12 protein-coding genes are annotated in these 16,759 nt (G+C 71.3%); 6 read left to right on the top strand and 6 right to left on the bottom strand.

Translation table 11 applies throughout. The features are described 5' to 3' along the window. Positions 1–56 precede the first annotated feature (56 nt). Positions 57–1,553 carry a trypsin-like serine peptidase gene (locus ACZ6SA_RS33500; protein WP_465832708.1) on the top strand — a complete coding sequence of 499 codons (1,497 nt, stop codon included), beginning with the start codon at positions 57–59 and terminating at the stop codon, positions 1,551–1,553. 52 nt (positions 1,554–1,605) lie between these two features. Here the strand turns inward: ACZ6SA_RS33500 and ACZ6SA_RS33495 are convergent, their stop codons facing one another. Further along, positions 1,606–2,730: an MFS transporter gene (locus ACZ6SA_RS33495; protein WP_347642781.1), complete on the bottom strand. Its 1,125-nt coding sequence runs from the start codon at positions 2,728–2,730 to the stop codon at positions 1,606–1,608. A 53-nt stretch (positions 2,731–2,783) separates the two neighbouring features. Here ACZ6SA_RS33495 and ACZ6SA_RS33490 point away from each other — a divergent pair, with 53 nt between their 5' ends. Next, positions 2,784–3,521 carry an AraC family transcriptional regulator gene (locus tag ACZ6SA_RS33490; protein ID WP_347642780.1) on the top strand — a complete coding sequence of 246 codons (738 nt, stop codon included), beginning with the start codon at positions 2,784–2,786 and terminating at the stop codon, positions 3,519–3,521. A gap of 20 nt (positions 3,522–3,541) precedes the next feature. Continuing rightward, positions 3,542–4,036 (top strand): Cys-tRNA(Pro) deacylase, encoded by a 495-nt coding sequence (ybaK, locus tag ACZ6SA_RS33485; protein WP_347642779.1) that lies wholly within the window; start codon positions 3,542–3,544, stop codon positions 4,034–4,036. Positions 4,037–4,038: 2 nt separating this feature from the next. On the opposite strand, the gene ACZ6SA_RS33480 is transcribed toward ybaK, so the two are convergent. Both ACZ6SA_RS33480 and murA read right to left on the bottom strand, forming a co-directional pair. Then, positions 4,039–6,291 carry a transglycosylase domain-containing protein gene (locus ACZ6SA_RS33480; RefSeq protein ID WP_347642778.1) on the bottom strand — a complete coding sequence of 751 codons (2,253 nt, stop codon included), beginning with the start codon at positions 6,289–6,291 and terminating at the stop codon, positions 4,039–4,041. Between the two features lie 51 nt (positions 6,292–6,342). Next, entirely contained in the window at positions 6,343–7,653 is a 1,311-nt protein-coding gene (gene murA, locus ACZ6SA_RS33475; RefSeq protein ID WP_443151730.1) for a UDP-N-acetylglucosamine 1-carboxyvinyltransferase, read from the bottom strand. A 192-nt stretch (positions 7,654–7,845) separates the two neighbouring features. Between murA and ACZ6SA_RS33470 the strand changes: the two genes are divergently transcribed. Next, positions 7,846–8,232 (top strand): hypothetical protein, encoded by a 387-nt coding sequence (locus tag ACZ6SA_RS33470; protein WP_347642776.1) that lies wholly within the window; start codon positions 7,846–7,848, stop codon positions 8,230–8,232. Positions 8,233–8,327: 95 nt separating this feature from the next. Here the strand turns inward: ACZ6SA_RS33470 and ACZ6SA_RS33465 are convergent, their stop codons facing one another. Together ACZ6SA_RS33465 and ACZ6SA_RS33460 are read right to left on the bottom strand one after the other, a co-directional pair. Then, positions 8,328–9,698 (bottom strand): amidase, encoded by a 1,371-nt coding sequence (locus tag ACZ6SA_RS33465; RefSeq protein ID WP_347642775.1) that lies wholly within the window; start codon positions 9,696–9,698, stop codon positions 8,328–8,330. A gap of 14 nt (positions 9,699–9,712) precedes the next feature. Further along, the gene (locus ACZ6SA_RS33460) at positions 9,713–10,528 is read right to left on the bottom strand and encodes a CPBP family intramembrane glutamic endopeptidase (RefSeq protein WP_347642774.1); all 816 of its coding nucleotides are present in this window, start codon (positions 10,526–10,528) and stop codon (positions 9,713–9,715) included. Between the two features lie 124 nt (positions 10,529–10,652). On the opposite strand from ACZ6SA_RS33460, the gene ACZ6SA_RS33455 reads away from it, so the two are divergent. Continuing rightward, positions 10,653–12,053: a histidine kinase gene (locus tag ACZ6SA_RS33455; RefSeq protein WP_465832703.1), complete on the top strand. Its 1,401-nt coding sequence runs from the start codon at positions 10,653–10,655 to the stop codon at positions 12,051–12,053. Then, positions 12,050–12,703 (top strand): response regulator transcription factor, encoded by a 654-nt coding sequence (locus ACZ6SA_RS33450; RefSeq protein WP_347642772.1) that lies wholly within the window; start codon positions 12,050–12,052, stop codon positions 12,701–12,703. Before ACZ6SA_RS33455 ends, ACZ6SA_RS33450 begins: the two co-directional genes overlap by 4 nt. Before the next feature lie 253 nt (positions 12,704–12,956). On the opposite strand, the gene dnaE is transcribed toward ACZ6SA_RS33450, so the two are convergent. Next, on the bottom strand, positions 12,957–16,484 hold the full coding sequence (gene dnaE, locus ACZ6SA_RS33445; protein ID WP_443151736.1) for a DNA polymerase III subunit alpha: 3,528 nt from the start codon (positions 16,482–16,484) through the stop codon (positions 12,957–12,959). Positions 16,485–16,759 lie beyond the last annotated feature (275 nt).

Here is a 16,759-nt window from a genome sequence, read left to right as displayed (position 1 = left end):
TTTACAAATAGTGACTTAGAGTGATCTGAGGTATCGACGTGTCCGGGAGGGGCGCTGTGCCGAAGACACTGGTCATCGTGGTGGCCACGCTGGTGTGGCTGTCCCTCACGCCGGCCCCGCCCGCCGTCCGCACGGTCACCCCCATCCGCCCGCCCGCCCAGGCGCAGGCCCGTTCCGGCGCCGTGTCGTCACCGCCGATGCGCCCGGAACACGCCGTGCGCTACTGGACCGCCGAACGGCAGGCCGCCGCCGACGCCGCCGGCCCGCCGGACGGCTCCGCAGGAAGGCGCGGCGCACCACCGGCGGCGACGGCGAACCTCGCGGGGGCGCGGCGGCACAGCGTGCCCGCGTCCAAGCGCCTCACCCCGGGCAGCGACGCCAACGGGTACGCCCGCGTACGGCGCCCGTACACGCGCGCGGCCACCAGCCGGATCACCGGCAGGCTCTTCTTCGTCAACTCCGGCGGGCACGGCGACTCCTGCAGCGCCTCCGTCGTCCGCTCCGCCGCGCAGCAGCTCGTGGTCACCGCCGCCCACTGCGTCTACAGCGTTCCCGCGGGCGCCACGACCGGCCGCTGGCACCGGCGCTTCGCGTTCGTCCCCGCCTACGACGGGCGGGCGGCCACGGTGAAGAAGCGCGAGCCGTACGGGCGGTGGGGCGGCCGGCGGGCGTGGAAACCCGACGGCTACACCGGCCTGACCGGCGGCGACTGGAACTCCGTCCACGACATCGCCCTCATCGAGGTCGGCACCCGCAAGCGCACCCTCCAGAAGGCCGTCGGCGCCTTCACCCCGATGCGCAGCCAGGGCGGCAGGCACACCATCGCCACCATGGGCTACCCCGGCGTGCTCGGCAGGCGGCCGTACGACGGCCGCGACCAGCTCTGGTGCCTCGGCCGCACCCGCCAGGCCACCGGCATGGTCCTCGGCGCCACCCTGCCCGCTTCCCTGCCGGCCGCTCTGCCCGCCGCCACGACCTCGCGGCCGGGCCGGCTGGAGACGCACAACTGCCACCTGCACAAGGGCCACAGCGGCGGGCCGTGGCTCGTCCAGGGCACCAGAGACCTGGTCGGGGTGCTGTCGGCGGGCAAGGAGGACGGCTACGCGGCAGGGAACGCCGTCGCCAACGCGCTCAACGCCGAAGGCTACGGCGCCATCGTGCGCCAGGCCGACCCGCGTGGAGTGTACGACGCCCTGTCGGTCAAGCTCAGCGCGCCCGACCGGCCGGTCAGGCGCGGCTCCGACGTCACCGTCACGGCCACCGTCGAACTGCGCGGCCTGATGGCCGCCGCCCGGGTCCCCGTCACGCTCACCCTGCCGGCCGGTGCGACCCTCACGGCGACCCGCGGGGCCACCTGCGTACGCGAGCCCGCCAAGGCCTCCTGCACGATCGCCGAGATCCACCCGCGCCGGCCGGTGCGCATCACGGCCACGATCGCCGTCGCCCGGGACGCCCGCGCACCCCTGCGCGTCGTCGGGCACGTCACGTCGACCGCCCTCGACCCCTCGCAGAAGGACAACACCGGCACCGTACGGCTCAAGACCCGCCCCTGAGGCGAACGCGCCGCCCGGCGGGCTCAGGTGGAGGGCGAGTGACGGGTAGGGGTCAGGTGGCCGGGTCGAGGGCGGGTTCCTTGAGCGTGCGCGCCAGCAGCCAGGCCAGCACGGGGAACACGATCAGGCACGCCAGCGCCACCCGCAGCGTCGCCGCCTCCGCCACCGCGCCCACCAGCGGGCTGGCCAGGCCGCCCACGCTCACCGCCAGCCCCAGGGTCACGCCGCTGGCCGTGCCGACCCGGCTCGGCAGGAAATCCTGACCCAGCGTCACGTGCAGCGAGAACGGGGCGTACAGGGCGATCGACGAGGCGGCGACGAAGGCGTACGCGACCGGCCCTGGAACCAGCACCACGCCGGCGACGGCGGGGACCGCCAGCAGGTAGGCCAGGGCCATCGTGCGCACCCGTCCCCAGCGGGCCGCCAGCCGGCCGCCGAGCACCGTGCCCACCGCGCCGCCGGCGAACAACACGAACAACGCCACCGCCCCGGCCGCCCCTCCCCCCATGTGGAGGGCCACGAAGGCGCTCAGCCCGACGTACACGACCGAGCGGAACACGATCACCAGCGTCAGCCGGGCGAACGACGGCCAGTCGTCCCGGCGGGAGACCGGCACGGCCGTCCGCGCCACGGGACCGGCCCCTGACAGCGCCCGGATCGCCGGGAGCGTCACCACCGCCCCCAGCACCGCCGGCGCCGCGAGGAACGGTGACGCGCCGAGCCCCCACACCGCCAGCAGCGGCGTCACCAGCACGGGAGCGCAGGCGAAGCCCAGCGTCCCGCCCAGCGAGAACCAGCTCATCCGGACGTGGCTGCCCTCGCTGGCGACCCTGGCCAGCCGTGCCGACTCCGGGTGGTAGGCCGCCACGCCCAGCCCGGACAGCGCCACCGCCAGCCAGGTCAGCACGTAGGAGTCCGTCACACCGCCGAACGCCACCCCGGCGCCCGCGACCACCATGCTCACCGGGATCAGCCAGGGCATGCGCCACCGGTCGGTCAGGACGCCGAAGAGCGGCTGCACGATCGACGACGACAACGTCGCGGCCAGCACGATGCCGGAGACGGCGACATAGCCGTACCCGCGCTCGGCCACCAGGAAGGGCACGAGGGCGGGCACCGCGCCCTGGTAGAAGTCGACGGCCGCGTGGCCGGCGGCGAGCGAGGGGATCCTGTTCACGCTCCGATCCTGCACATGGCGTGACTGGCGCGCTTCCGATAAATTGCCAATCCATGTCGGAGATCCGCCACACGCCCCAGGCGCCCACCGGCCGGCGGCCCCTGGCCCCGGGCGCGGGCATCGACGCGCACCGGCACGACACCCACCAGATCGTGTACGCCTGCCGCGGCGTGCTCTCCGTCACCACCGGCTCGGGCATCTGGGTGGCGCCCGCCAGCCGCGCCATCTGGATCCCGGCCGGCACCGTCCACGAGCACCGCGCCCGCGGCGACACGGACCTGCGCCTGGTGGGGCTCTCCGACAACCCGCTCGGCCTCGACCGCCCCGCGGTGCTCGCGGTCGGCCCCCTGCTCCGCGAGCTGATCATCGCCTGCACCGGCGACGACGGCCCGGTCGGCGGCGAGCGGGAACGGCTGCGCGCCGTGCTGCTCGACCAGCTCAGGCGCGCCCCCGAGCAGCCGCTGCACCTGCCCGCCGCCCGCGACCCCCGGCTGGCCGCCGTCTGCGCGGCCCTGCACCGCGACCCCGCCGACGGCAGCCCCCTGGCCCGGCTCGCCGTCCAGGCCGGCACCAGCGAGCGCACGCTGGCCCGGCTGTGCCGACGCGAGCTCGGCATGAGCTTCCCCCAGTGGCGCACCCAGCTCCGGTTGCACCACGCGCTGCTGCTGCTGGCCGACGGCGTCTCCGTGACCGCCGTGGCCCACCGGTGCGGATGGGCTTCGGCGAGTGCCTTCATCGACGTGTTCCGGCGGGCGTTCGGGTACACCCCCGGCCGCGCCTTTACATTGTAGATTCGCTACAATCGGGTGTCGTGAGTAGTTCGAAAGGCAAGGGCGGCACCCCGGCCACCGTGGCGCTGACCAAGGCCAAGGCCGCGTTCACGCTCCATCCCTACGCGCACGACGCCTCCGCGCAGGCCTACGGAGAGGAGGCCGCCGACGCGCTCGGCGTGCCGTACGAACGCATCTTCAAGACCCTGGTGGCGGAGGTCGAGAGCGGGCTCGCCGTGGCGGTCGTGCCGGTGTCGGGCAAGCTCGATCTCAAGGCGCTGGCCAGCGCCCTCGACAGCAAGCGGGCGGCGATGGCCGACGCCGCCAAGGTGGAGCGGGTGACCGGCTACGTCGTGGGCGGCATCAGCCCGCTGGGCCAGCGCAAGCAGCTCCCGACGGTGGTCGACTCCTCGGCTCTCGACTTCGAGACGATCTTCTTCTCGGCGGGCAGGCGCGGCCTGCAGATCGAGACCGCGCCCGACAACCTCGTCACGCTCACCCGTGCCGTCACCGCCCCGATCGGCAGGACCGGCTGAGACTAGTTCCGCCGCCGGGGCCGGTCCCGGTGGCGGCCGTCGTGCCGGTCCCGGCCCGGCAGCGTGATCTCCACCCGCCGCGGCCTGCGCCCGAGCAGCCACTCGAAGAGATGGCGGGGCCCGCGGGCGTGGCGGTCGCCGCGCCGGCCCTCACGACGCTCCTCCTCGGCCAGCGCCTCCTCCAGACCTGGCGTGTGGCCGCCGCCGAAGCGGGACATGTCCGGCCCCGGGAATCCGCGCGGCTCGACCTCGCGCAGCGCGGGCCGCATCGACTCCACCCAGATCGGCCCCGGCAGCGACGCCCCCTGCACCGAGCCGTAATAGCGGTCACCGATCTTCACCCCCGTCAGCGGGAACCGGTACGACCCCCGGATGTCCCCGACGCTGACCGCCGCGGCCAGCGCCGGCGTGTACCCGGCGAACCACGCCGAGGTGTATCCGTTGTTGGTGCCCGTCTTGCCCGCCGCCGGGCGGCCGATGCCCTGGCCCCTCATCGTGCCCTCGGTGAACACGCCCTCCAGCACGTAGTTGACGGCGTCGGCGACCGGCCGTTCGATGACCTGCTCGCACGAGGGCGGCACGTGGGTGCGCCGGCCGTCCCTGCCGACGATCTCCACGATCGCCAGCGGCCGGCAGTAGCGGCCCCTCGCGGCGAACGTCGCGAACGACGCCGCCACCGTCACCGGGTCCATCTCGTTCACGCCCAGGGTGAACGTCGGCACCTCCTTCAGCGGCTCCCCGTCGGCCCTGACGACGCCGAGCGACCTGGCCGTCTTCACCACGTTGCAGAGGCCGACCTTGCGCTCCAGCATCATGAAGAAGATGTTCACCGACTTCCAGGTGCCCGTCTCGATGCTGTGCGGGCCGCCCTCCCCCTCGCCGCTGGCGTTGAGGATGCGCGTGTTCGGGTCGTTCACGGGCCGGCCGGCGCAGTCGCGGTAACCCTGCCCGGGCACCAGGGCCCCCGGCGTCTTGAAGCCGTCGCCGAACCGCCACCCCTGCTTGAGCGCCGTGGCCAGCGTGTAGGCCTTGAACGTGGAACCGGCCTGGAACCCCTGGCCGCCGCCGTGCGCCGTGTCGGCGGGCAGGTTGAAGGTGGTCTTGGGGCCGTTCTTGCGGTTGCCGGGGTTGCGGCCGAACCCCTTGCTGGCGGCCATCGCCCTGATCCGCCCCGTACGCGGCTCCACCATCGCCTCGGCGGCAACCTCGGTGTCCTCCGGCGACACGTACCGGCGGATGGCCTGCTCGGCGGCGTGCTGCGCGATCGGGTCGAGACTCGTCCTGATCACCAGCCCTCCCCTGGCCATGCGCCTGCGCCGCTCGGTGGCAGTGTTGCCGAAGACGGGGTTCGACAGCAGCTCGCGCTGCACGTACAGGCAGAAGAACGGATACGCGCTCTGCGCGCAGCCGCCGGGCTCCGGGCGGAGCCGCAGACCCAGCGGCGCGTTCTTGGCGTCGGTCGCCTGCCGCTGCGTGATCAGCTTCAGCCCGGCCATCCGGTCGAGCACGAGGTCGCGCCGCGCCTTCAACCGCGCCCGGTGCTCCCCTCCGAGCGAAGGATCGGTCGAGTACGGCATCCGCACCGCGCCCGCCAGCGTGGCCGCCTCGGTCAGGGTCAGCCTGGATGCCGAGGTGGAGAAGAAACGCCTGGCCGCCGCCTCCACGCCGTGCGCGCCGGCGCCGAAGTAGGCGATGTTCAGGTAGCGCTCGAGGATCTCGTCCTTGCGGTACTTCTCCTCCAGCGCCAGCGCCAGCCGCAGCTCGGTGATCTTGCGCGCCAGGTTGGGGGCGCGCGCCTTGTCGCGTTCGGCCTCCGTCCGCGCGCCCTCGACCAGGATGTTCTTGACCAGCTGCTGGGTCAGCGACGAGCCGCCCTGCCGGATGCCGCCGGCCTGCGTGTTGGTGAGCAGCGCCCGGAACGTGCCTCTGACGTCGAGCCCGCCGTGCTCGTAGAAGCGGGCGTCCTCGATGGCCACGATCGCCTGGCGCATCACCGGGGCGACCGCGCCGAGCCGGACGTTCGTCCTGTTGGCCTCGTAGAACTGGGCGAACTGGCGGCCGTCCTTGTCCAGCAGCCTGGTCACCTGCGCGAGCGGCTCCTCACGCGGAGCGGGCGGCAGGTCGAGGAACGTGTTCGCGACGTTCTTGGCGGCCATGCCACTCCCGCTGACGGCGGGCACGGCCAGTGCCGCCGTCAGCACTCCACCGAGCGCTCCCGCCAGTCCGAGCGCACCGACGGATCTGAGTACGGTCACTTAGACGATCTGCAACGCCTGGATCGACGGCAAACGCCTGCCCGTGATCCTTTACCGTTTCCTGCGGATGTCCAGACCCAGGGACGCGAACTGCTCGAACGGCCGGTGATAGCCCCGCTCGATGTGGTGCACGCCGCGCAGCGTGGAGGGACCGTCGGCCACCGCGGCCGCCAGCACCGCCGAGAAGCCCGCCCTGATGTCGGGCAGCGTCACATCCGCGCCCTTGAGCTGGGACACGCCGCGCACGACGGCCGAGTGGCGGGCGTTGGTGTCGTGGTAGCGGCAGGCGGGCCCGCCCAGGCACTGGTCGAACACCTCGATCTCGCAGCCCATCCGCTGCAGCGCGGGCACGTACACCAGGCGGTTCTCGAAGACCGTCTCGTGCAGCACCGACATGCCCTGGCTCTGCGTGAACAGCACCATCAGCGGCGTCTGCCAGTCGGTCATGAAGCCGGGATGGGTGTCGGTCTGCACGGCGGCCGCGCGCAGGCCCTCGGGCGGCGCGGTCGCGCACAGGTACTCGTCGTTGATGTCGAACTGCGCGCCCATCCTGGCCAGCGTGGTGATCGCGGTGACCAGGCGGTCCTGCGGGCAGCCGTGCACCCGCACCTCACCCTGCGTGATCAGGCCCGCCGCCAGGTACGAGAACGCCTCGATGCGGTCGCCGTTCAGCCACGTGGACGCGCCGCGCAGCCGTTCGACGCCCTCGATGACGATCCTGCGGTCGGGCGAGAGCTCGATCCTCGCCCCCATCCGCTGCAGGAACAGCGCCAGCTCCACCACCTCGGGCTCCATCGCGGCGTTCTTCAGCACCGTCTTGCCCTCGGCCAGCACCGCGGACATCAGCACCGTCTCCGTGGCGCCCACGCTCGGGTAGGGCAGCTCGATCCGGGTGCCGTTGAGCCGCTTGGCCTTGGCGAAGATGCCGGCGTCGCCCACCTCCACCTCGGCGCCCATCGCGCGCAGGGCCTCCACGTGGAAGTTCACCGGCCGCCGCCCGATCGGATCGCCGCCGACCAGCGGCACGAACGCCTCCCCCGCCAGGTGCAGCAGCGGGCCCAGCATGAGGATGGGGATGCGGTTCAGGCCGGTGAACGCGTCGGGCACCCGCGGCTCGATCTCCGGGCCCTGCGCGATCCTGATCTCCGTGCGAGAGATCTCCACGTTGATGCCGAGCGCCCGCAGCATGGCCGCCGTGATCTCGACCTCGCCCACGTCGGGCGCGTTGTGGATGCTGCTCTCGCCGCTGCCCAGCATGGCGGCGACCATGTGCTTGGACACGCCGTTCTTGGAACCGCGCACCTCGACGTCTCCCCGGAGCGGACCCGAGGGTTCTATCAGCCAGACCTCTTCTGCAATCACGAAGTGAGCCTAACCGGGGGATACCATCGAGCTGATTCGGACGCACATGTGAAGGGGAGTGGCGTGACGAGGGAAGTACGCGCTTTTGCGGTAACTGTCCTCACACTCGCTGCTCTCGGGGTGGCCGCGGGGCTGCTCTGGTCAGGCGTTTCCCCGCGGGCCCCGTACACCGTCACGGAGGGTGGCGAATCCGTGCTGGCCGATCCGTCCACGCAGGCCCTGATCGCGGCGGACGGCTGGTTCGCGGTCATCACGGGCGGGCTGGGGCTGCTCTGCGGCGGGGTGGCATGGTTCGCGGCCCGCAGATTCATGCTGCCGGTGCTGCTCGGGCTCGGCGCGGGTGGGGTGCTGGGAGCGCTGCTGACGTTGTGGGCAGGGTCGACGTTCACCATCGGAGCCGTCATGGTCGAGGCCGCCGTGTTGCCCGATGCCAAAGTCGTCCCTGGGGCGCTGGAGCTGACCGCCCCTGGAGTGCTCGTGTCCTGGCCGCTGCTCGCGGTGGGGCTGTTCGGGCTGCTGGAGGGCATGCACGGATACCAGGAGTCGCCGCTGCGGCACCCGTACGGCGACCTGCCCTGAGACCGGCGGGCACCGGTCACCCCCGCAACGGCGGCCAGGCCGTCGCGGGAACCCGTCACCACGGCGGACAGCACCGGCCGATGCCAAGCCCGCCCTCAGAGCGGGGGGCGGCGCCGGCCGTGGCCGGTGGCCCGCTCGAACGCGCGGGCGACGCGCAGGACCCGGGCGTCCTCGAACGGCCGTGCCACGATCTGCACCCCCACCGGCAGGCCGTCCGCCGTGAACCCGGCCGGCACGGACGCCGCCGGCGCATGAAGGACGCTGATCCAGTAGGCGGAGCGCATCCACGCGAGATAGTCGGGAAGCCGCTCGCCGTTGATCTCGCTGACATGGGGCTGCTCGACGGGGAACGGCGGCACCTGGCTGACCGGCGCGATCAGCACGTCGTAGGTGTCGAAGAAGGCGGCCATGCGCTGGTAGAGGCGGCTGCGGGCACGCTCGGCCGTCGCCAGGGCGGCCCCGGTGACCTCACGGCCCCGCTCGACGTTCCAGGCGGTGTTGGGCCCGAGGCCGCTGAGGTCGCCGAAGGACAGCGCGTAGTTCCACGCCCGGTAGGTTCTGAACGCCTCCTCCGCGCCGGAGAGGTCGAGCTCCACCTCCTCGACCCTGGCTCCCAGCCGCTCGAACACGGCCGGGGCCGTCGCGGTCACCGCCGCCGTGCGCGGGTCGACCGGCAATCCACCCAGGTCGGGGCTCCACGCCACCCGCAGGCCCGCCACGCCCTCCTCCGGCTCCGGAGCGAAGACCTCCCTGATCGAGTAGGGGGAACGGCGGTCGAACCCGGCGATGGCCGAGAACATCAGCGTGAGGTCGTCGACCGTCCTGGCCATGGGCCCCTGGACGGACAGCGTGTACCAGGCGGCGGTGTCGGACACGGCGGGCACCCGGCCGGGGGTGGGACGCAGGCCGACGACGTTGCAGAACGAGGCGGGGTTGCGCAGCGAGCCGCCCATGTCGGACCCGTCGGCCAGCGGAACCATGCCGGTGGCCAGGGCGGCGGCGGCCCCACCGCTGCTGCCTCCGGCGGACTTGGACAGGTCGTAGGGGTTCCTGGTGGCGCCGAACACCTCGTTGACGGTGTGAGAGCCGGTGCCGAACTCGGGGGTGTTGGTCTTGCCGACGGTGATGGCACCGGCGGCGCGCAGCCGCTCGACGACCAGGTCGTCCGCGGCCGGCACGTGGTCGGCGAACAACGGCGAGCCGTAGGTGGTGCGGATGCCCGCGGTGTCGACGAGGTCCTTGTGCGCGACGGGCAACCCGTGCAGCGGGCCCTTCGGCTCGGCCGCGTCGGCCGCCTTGGCCGCCCCGATCGCCTGCTCCGCGACCAGGGTGACGATGGCGTTGACGTGCGGGTTGACCTGCTCGATGCGGTCGAGGCAGGCCTGGAGGACCTCCACGGCGCTCACCTGCCTGGTCCTGATCAGGTGTGCCAGCTCGGTCGCGGTCAGGTAGTGCAGTTCGCTCACCCTGCGATCCTGCCTCACCGGCCGTGCGAGGGCGACGGCAAGGTCTGCCCACTGCCCGCACCGGTGGTTGTCGGCCGCCGCCCAGCCATGATGAGCAGCGCGGTGACGGTGAGCGTGCAGGCCAGGATGACGACGTGCACACCGAAGTGCACGGGCAGGACGGGAACCAGGAGGTGGCCGACGTGAAGTCCGGTGTGCACGCCGACCGCCATCCACACCGCTCCGGTGCGCCACCGTGCCGCCGCGCAGGCGAAGCCGAGACCGACTGCCTGGAGCACGTAGAGCAGGCGCTCGGCGACCGTGTCGGCCGCGCTCTGCGAGACGATGTGCAGTAAACCGAAGCCCACCGACACCACGATCAGCACGGCTCTCGGGGACATCCGCGCGGACAACGTGTCGTAGAGGTGGCCGCGCCACAACAACTCCTCGGGAAACGCCTGGCTGAGCAGGGCGAAGGCGATGGAGAGCGGCAGGAGGGACAGGTCGGCACCGGCCCTTTCCGAGGAAACCCAGGTGGCCGCGCCGACCGTCACCGCCAGCACGCCGGCCGCGGCCACCGCGGCCCCGCCGGCGAGGACCCCCAGCAGCAGGTGCGGCACGGCCCTCCAGGATCTCGTGAGCCCCACGCCATGCCAGGTCTGGCGGCCGAGCCGGCGGATCACATGGACGAGCCCGAGCGAGGCCAGTGTGATGCCGATCATGCCGAGCGGGCGGTAGAGGGCATCGCCGGAGTCGAGCAGCAGCATGGCGGGCCCGGCGCCGAGGAGGATCTGCGTGAACATGGCGACGCAGGTGATCAGCACGGCCCAGACGGGGTGGGTGACTTTCATAGGCCGCAACGTTAAGTAACCGGGCGGTGCCGGCACATCGGGCCGTGGGTTGATTCCACCATGACCATCGGCATGGCCCTCAGGGAGGATCACAGGGCCGCCGCGGAAAACTAGGGTCGTCGGCATGCTGCGTCCCCTGGTCTGGCTGCGTGACCCCGACCGGCCGATCCTGTTCAACGTCGTGTTCTGGGTGGTGCTCGCGGCCACCGGGATCGCCCACGTGTTCTACAACGGGGAGTCCTGGTCCGTGGTGTTCGTGCTCAACCTGGCACTCGTCGCCGTGCTGTGGCCGCTCCTCCCCTGGCGACGCGACGGCGGGCCGAGCTGCAGCGCGGCATCCCGGCCCGGCGGCAGACCACGTTCCGGCACAACCTCGCCGCCCGGCAGCAGGCCATGTACCGACGCAACCTCGCCGCCCGGCGGCAGACCACGTTCTGGCACAACCTTCCGGCCAGGCAGCAGACCAAACCCTGACGCACCATCCCGGCCCGACATCACCCCGAACCCCGGCGCAACGATCCGGCGCGACGGGAGACGGCGGTTCGGCGGGCAGGCGTGGCGTACCGGCCGGTGGGGGCGGGTCGCGGCGGTGGTGTTCCTGCCGGCGACCTTCACGCTCGGCCCGGCAGGCTCGGCCGAAGTGCATCAGTTGCTGACGCTCATAGCCGTCGCCAACGTGGCGTTCGTCTTCGGCATGCGGACAGCGGCCGTCATCGTCGGCTGCCTCTGCTTGGCCCTGTTCGCCTCCGTCGTGACGGTGTTCGAGCGTGGCGTGTTCGACGCCGCCGTGCAGACCGTCACTATTGTCGTGTTCGCCTCCTTCGTTCTCGGCATGGCGTCGGCCGTGCTGGAGGCGCGGCGCAGGCGGACGGAAGCGCAGCGGCTGGCGGCCAGGGTCAGGGAGCTGACCGTGGCCCAGGAACGCGCGCGGATGGGCGCGGAGATGCACGACTCCATCGGCCACCATCTGACGGTGATCAAGATGGGTCTGGAGAACGCCGAGCGATTCCGCATCCACCGTCCCGAGGAGGCCTGGCACGAGGTGAGCCAGGCGAAGGCGCTGACCGTGACGGCGCTGGCCGACGCCCGCCGCTGGGTTCGCGCGCTGCGGCCACTGGCGCTCGACGGTCACGTCAGCAGCACGGCCCTCGAACGGCTGGCGGCCTCGTTCGACGGCACCGGCCTCGCAGTGTCCTTCGAGGTCGTCGGGGACGAGCCGGCCCTCGAACCCGACGTGGAGCTGGTGCTCTACCGCGTGCTGCAGGAAGGGCTGACCAACGCAGTCCGGCACGCGGGTGCCCGCCATGTGCGCGGCACGCTCGCCTGCGACGGCGACCGCGTCGTGCTGACGGTGGCCGACGACGGCGCAGGCCGCGGACGGGAGGCGCGCGACGCTTTCGGCCTGCTCTCCCTCACCGGACGTGCCCACGCCGTGGGCGGCACCCTGACCGCGGGCGACCGGCCGGGCGGGGGCTTCGAGGTGCGCGCGGAGCTGCCCGCCCGGGTCACGGCGGCCGTGCCATGAACGTGATCAGGGTGCTGCTGGCCGACGACCAGGAGCTGATCCGGCAGGGGCTGCGGAAGATGCTGGAGATCGAGAACGGCATCGAGGTCGTCGGGGAGGCCGCCGACGGAGAGGACGCCCTGCGGGTCGCCGGGACGTGCCGCCCTGACGTGGCACTGGTCGACGCCAGGATGCCCAGGATGGACGGCGTCGAGCTCATCACCCGGCTGGCGACCCGGCACCCCCGTGTGGCCTCGATCGTGCTGAGCACGTTCGACGAGGACGACTACATCTTCGGCGCGCTGCGCGGCGGGGCCGTCGGCTACCTCCTGAAGGACTGCACGCCCGAGGACCTCGTCGACGCCATACGCCGGGCCGGCCGCGGCGAGACGGTGCTCGCGTCGACGGTGGCCGCGCGGCTGGTGGCCGAGATCCGCCGCACGTCGGCGCCGCCGGCCGTGCTCCGCGGTGCGGAGCGCTTGTCGTCCAGAGAGGCGCAGGTGGCCAGGCTGCTCGCCGCGGGGGCCTCGAACCGGGAGATCGCGGCCTGCCTGCTGGTCGCGGAAGGCACGGTGAAGAATCATGTCTCGAGCCTGCTCCGGAAGTTCGGCCTTCCCGACCGGACCCGCCTCGCCCTCCACCTCAAGGACGCGGGCCCACCCCGCTGCTGACGTGCCGGTTCCGTCACCACCCCGTCCGGGGGCCGCCACCGTCCCGCCTGATCCCCGTAAGGACGCCCTGTGCGCCGCCCGACCGGCCATGCGGGCCGGGCCGACCCGTGGCGCACACGGACGGCCCGCGGGGCGCGCGTCACGGCGGCCCGCCACGCACACCCGGTGAGCGTCACCCTGGACGGGGCCCGGCCGCGTGCGCCGGGTGGGCCCTCCCGCGCGAAGCCGTAAAAGCCGTAAAGAGAAAGATCTGTCAGGCGCCCAGGCAGGCCGGGCCGAGCAGCTCCTTCAGGTCGCCCATCAGGGCGGGGGACGGCGTCACGCGGAGGCGGTCGTCGACGCGCATCACCGTCGTCCTGGGCCCGTTGTGCACCTGCAGGTGCACCTCGGACGTGCCCGGATGCGTCGTCAGGATCTCCTTCAGCCTCCCCACCACCGGGGGTGTGCAGCGGGTCAGGGGCAGGCTCACCAGCAGCGGCCCGCCCGCCTCCTGGCTCAGGTCGGGGGCCGTCACCTCCATGGCGATGATCTTCGCGACGTCCTCGCGCTTGTCGATGCGCCCCTTGACGAACACGATGGCGTCCTCGGCCAGGATCGTCGAGCAGAGCTGGTAGGCCGACGGGAAGATCATCACCTCGATTGAGCCCGCGAGGTCCTCCAGCTGGGTCAGCACCCAGGTGTCGCCCTTCTTGGTGACCTTGCGCTGCACCCCGCTCAGGATGCCGCCCACGGTCACCACCTGCCCGTCGGAGCGGCTTTCGTCCTGGACGGCGGCGATCGAGCAGTCGGCTCCCGCCGCGAGGATGTGCTCGACGCCGAACAGCGGGTGGTCGGACACGTAGAGGCCGAGCATCTCGCGTTCGAACTGCAGGAGCGTGGTCTTGTCCCACTCCCCCAGCGGGATCTGCACGTCGAAGGTCTGGTCCTCGCCGCCCTCGATCGCCCCGAACAGGGAGTCCTGGCCGATGGCTTCGTTCTTCTTGATGTCGATGATCGCGTCGACGGATTGTTCGTGCACCATGACCAGGCCCTTGCGCACGTGGCCGAGCGAGTCGAACGCTCCCGCCTTGATCAGCGATTCGATGACCCGCTTGTTGCAGACGATGGCCGGCACCTTGCGCAGGAAGTCTTTGAAGTCCGCGAAGCGGCCCTTCTCCCTGCGGGCGATGATGATGCCGTCGACGACGTTGGCGCCGACGTTGCGGATGGCCGACAGACCGAAACGGATGTCGGTGCCGCGCGGGGTGAAGTCGAAGTCGGAGTCGTTGACGTCCGGCGGGAACACCTTGATGCCCATGCGACGGCACTCGTTGAGGTAGAGGGCCGACTTGTCCTTGTCGTCCTTCACCGAGGACAGCAGCGCGGCCATGTAGGCGGCGGGGTAGTTGGCCTTGAGGTAGGCGGTCCAGTAGGCGACGAGGCCGTAGCCGGCGGTGTGGGCCTTGTTGAAGGCGTAGTCGGAGAACGGCAGCAGGATGTCCCAGAGCGCCTTGATGGCCGCGGCGGAGAAACCGTTGTCCTGCATGCCCTTCTCGAAGGTCACGAACTGCTTGTCCAGCTCGGCCTTCTTCTTCTTGCCCATCGCCCGCCGCAGCAGGTCGGCGCCGCCCAGCGAGTAGTTGGCGACCTTCTGGGCGATGGCCATGACCTGCTCCTGATAGACGATCAGGCCGTAGGTCGTGTCGAGGATCTCCTTCAGCGGCTCTTCGAGCTCGGGATGGATCGGGGTGATCTCCTGCTGGCCGTTCTTGCGCAGCGCGTAGTTGGTGTGGGAGTTGGCGCCCATCGGGCCGGGCCGGTAGAGCGCGAGGGCGGCGGAGATGTCCTCGAAGTTGTCGGGGCGCATGAGCCGCATCAGCGAGCGCATGCCGCCGCCGTCGAGCTGGAAGATGCCCAGCGTGTCGCCCCGCGCCAGGAGTTCGTAGGCCTTGCGGTCGTCGAGGGGCAGCTCGAGCAGGTCGATCTTCTCGCCGCTGGTCGACTCGATCATCTTCAGGCAGTCGTCGATGATCGTCAGGTTGCGCAGGCCCAGGAAGTCCATCTTCAGCAGGCCGAGCGTCTCGCAGGTCGGATAGTCGAACTGCGTGATGATCGCGCCGTCGGAGTCACGGCGCATGATCGGGATGTAGTCGGTCAGCACCTCGGCCGACATGATCACGCCGGCGGCGTGCACGCCGGTCTGCCGGATCAGGCCCTCCAGGCCCTTGCCGAGGTCCATCGTCGCCTTGACGTCGACGTCCTCCTCGTAGAGCTTGCGCAACTCGCCGGCCTCGGCGTAGCGCGGGTGGTCCTTGTCGAAGATGCCCGACAGCGGGATGTCCTTGCCCATGACGGCCGGCGGGAACGCCTTGGAGACGCGGTCGCCGAGCGCGTAGGGGTAGCCCAGGACGCGGCCGGCGTCCTTGATGGCGGCCTTCGCCTTGATGGTGCCGAAAGTGGCGATCATGGCGACCTTGTCGGCGCCCCACTTCTCGGTCACGTAGCGGATCACGTCACCGCGTCTGCGCTCGTCGAAGTCGATGTCGACGTCGGGCATGGACACGCGCTCGGGGTTGAGGAACCGCTCGAAGATCAGGCCGTGCGGGATGGGGTCGAGGTCGGTGATGCCCAGCGCGTACGCCACCAGCGAGCCGGCCGCGGACCCACGGCCGGGACCGACGCGGATGCCGTTGTTCTTCGCCCACATGATGAAGTCGGCGACCACGAGGAAGTAGCTCGGGAACCCCATCTGGATGATGACGCCCAGCTCTTTCTCGGCCCAGGCGCGGTGCTCCTCGTCGACGCCCCCGGGGAAACGCCGCTCCAGGCCCTTCCACACCTCCTGGCGGAAGTACTGTTCCTCGGTCATCCCCTCAGGGACGGGGTAGGTCGGCATGAGGTTCTTGAACTCGAAGAACCCGGTCGGGTCGACCTTCTCGGCGACCAGCAGCGTGTTGCGGCAACCCTCGGCCCACAGATCGGAGGAGTCGACCGCGCGCATCTCGTCGGCGGTCTTGATGTAGTAGCCGCTGCCGTCGAAGCGGAACCGGTCGGGGTCGGACAGCTGCTTGCCGGTCTGGATGCACAGCAGGGCGTCGTGGGAGGCGGAGTCGGACTCGTAGGTGTAGTGGGAGTCGTTGGTGACCAGAGGCGGGATGCCGAGCTCTTTGCTGATCCGGGTCAGGCCGTCACGGACCCGGCGCTCGATGTCGAGGCCGTGGTCCATGATCTCCAGGTAGAAGTTGTCCTTGCCGAAGATCTCCTGGAACTTCGCGGCCGCCTTGAGCGCCTCGTCGTACTGGCCGAGCCGCAGCCGCGTCTGCACCTCGCCCGACGGGCAGCCCGTGGTGGCCATCAGGCCGTCGGCGTGCTCGGCGAGGATCTCGGCGTCCATCCGCGCCCACTTGCGGACGAACCCCTCGGTGTAGGCGCGCGACGACAACCGCATCAGGTTGTGCAGACCCGCCTTGTTGCGCGCCCAGATCGTCATGTGGGTGTAGTAGCCGCCCGCCGAGACGTCGTCCCTCTTCTGGTGCGGCTCGCCCCACAGCACGGGCTTCTTGTTGTGGCGCAGCTCGGGCGCGACGTAGGCCTCGATGCCGATGACCGGCTTGATGCCGGCGGCGGTGGCCTGCTTGTAGAAGTCGTAGGCGCCGTGCATGTTGCCGTGGTCGGTGATCGCGATCGCCGGCATGCCCAGCTCGCCGACCTGTTTGAACATCTGCTTGAGGCGGGCGGCCCCGTCCAGCATCGAATATTCGGTGTGTACGTGCAGATGGACGAACGAGTCGCTGGACGACATGGAGCGGCGCCTCCTGGCCTCGACGGGTTGTGCGATCCGACTTTAGTCGGATCGGCCGACACTCCGGGGTCATCGCCCGCCACCGCGTCGCCCGGCCAGGATATCGGCCGCGCGGGCCGCCCGGATGGATCACCGGCTGGGTAGGCTCGATGGCGCATGCTGGAGTGATCGTTCGGGGAGGACACGCTGGACGAGGCGAAACGGAGGATCGCCCGGACCGTCGCCGCGGCCGCACTCGGCGTCGCGCTGGCCCTGGCCTGCCTGCCGCTGGGCGT

The organism is Nonomuraea sp. NPDC049378 (genome assembly GCF_055586745.1).
The sequence above is the reverse complement of the archived record's forward strand: the minus strand, read 5'-3'. Positions and strand labels throughout refer to the sequence as shown.

Excerpts from the sequence above, each read along its gene's own strand:
- ACZ6SA_RS33490 (WP_347642780.1), top strand. The coding sequence starts at position 2,784 with ATGTCGGAGATCCGCCACACGCCCCAGGCGCCCACCGGCCGGCGGCCC.
- ACZ6SA_RS33460 (WP_347642774.1), bottom strand. The coding sequence starts at position 10,528 with ATGAAAGTCACCCACCCCGTCTGGGCCGTGCTGATCACCTGCGTCGCC.
- ACZ6SA_RS33455 (WP_465832703.1), top strand. The coding sequence starts at position 10,653 with ATGCTGCGTCCCCTGGTCTGGCTGCGTGACCCCGACCGGCCGATCCTG.
- ACZ6SA_RS33450 (WP_347642772.1), top strand. The coding sequence starts at position 12,050 with ATGAACGTGATCAGGGTGCTGCTGGCCGACGACCAGGAGCTGATCCGG.
- dnaE (WP_443151736.1), bottom strand. The coding sequence starts at position 16,484 with ATGTCGTCCAGCGACTCGTTCGTCCATCTGCACGTACACACCGAATAT.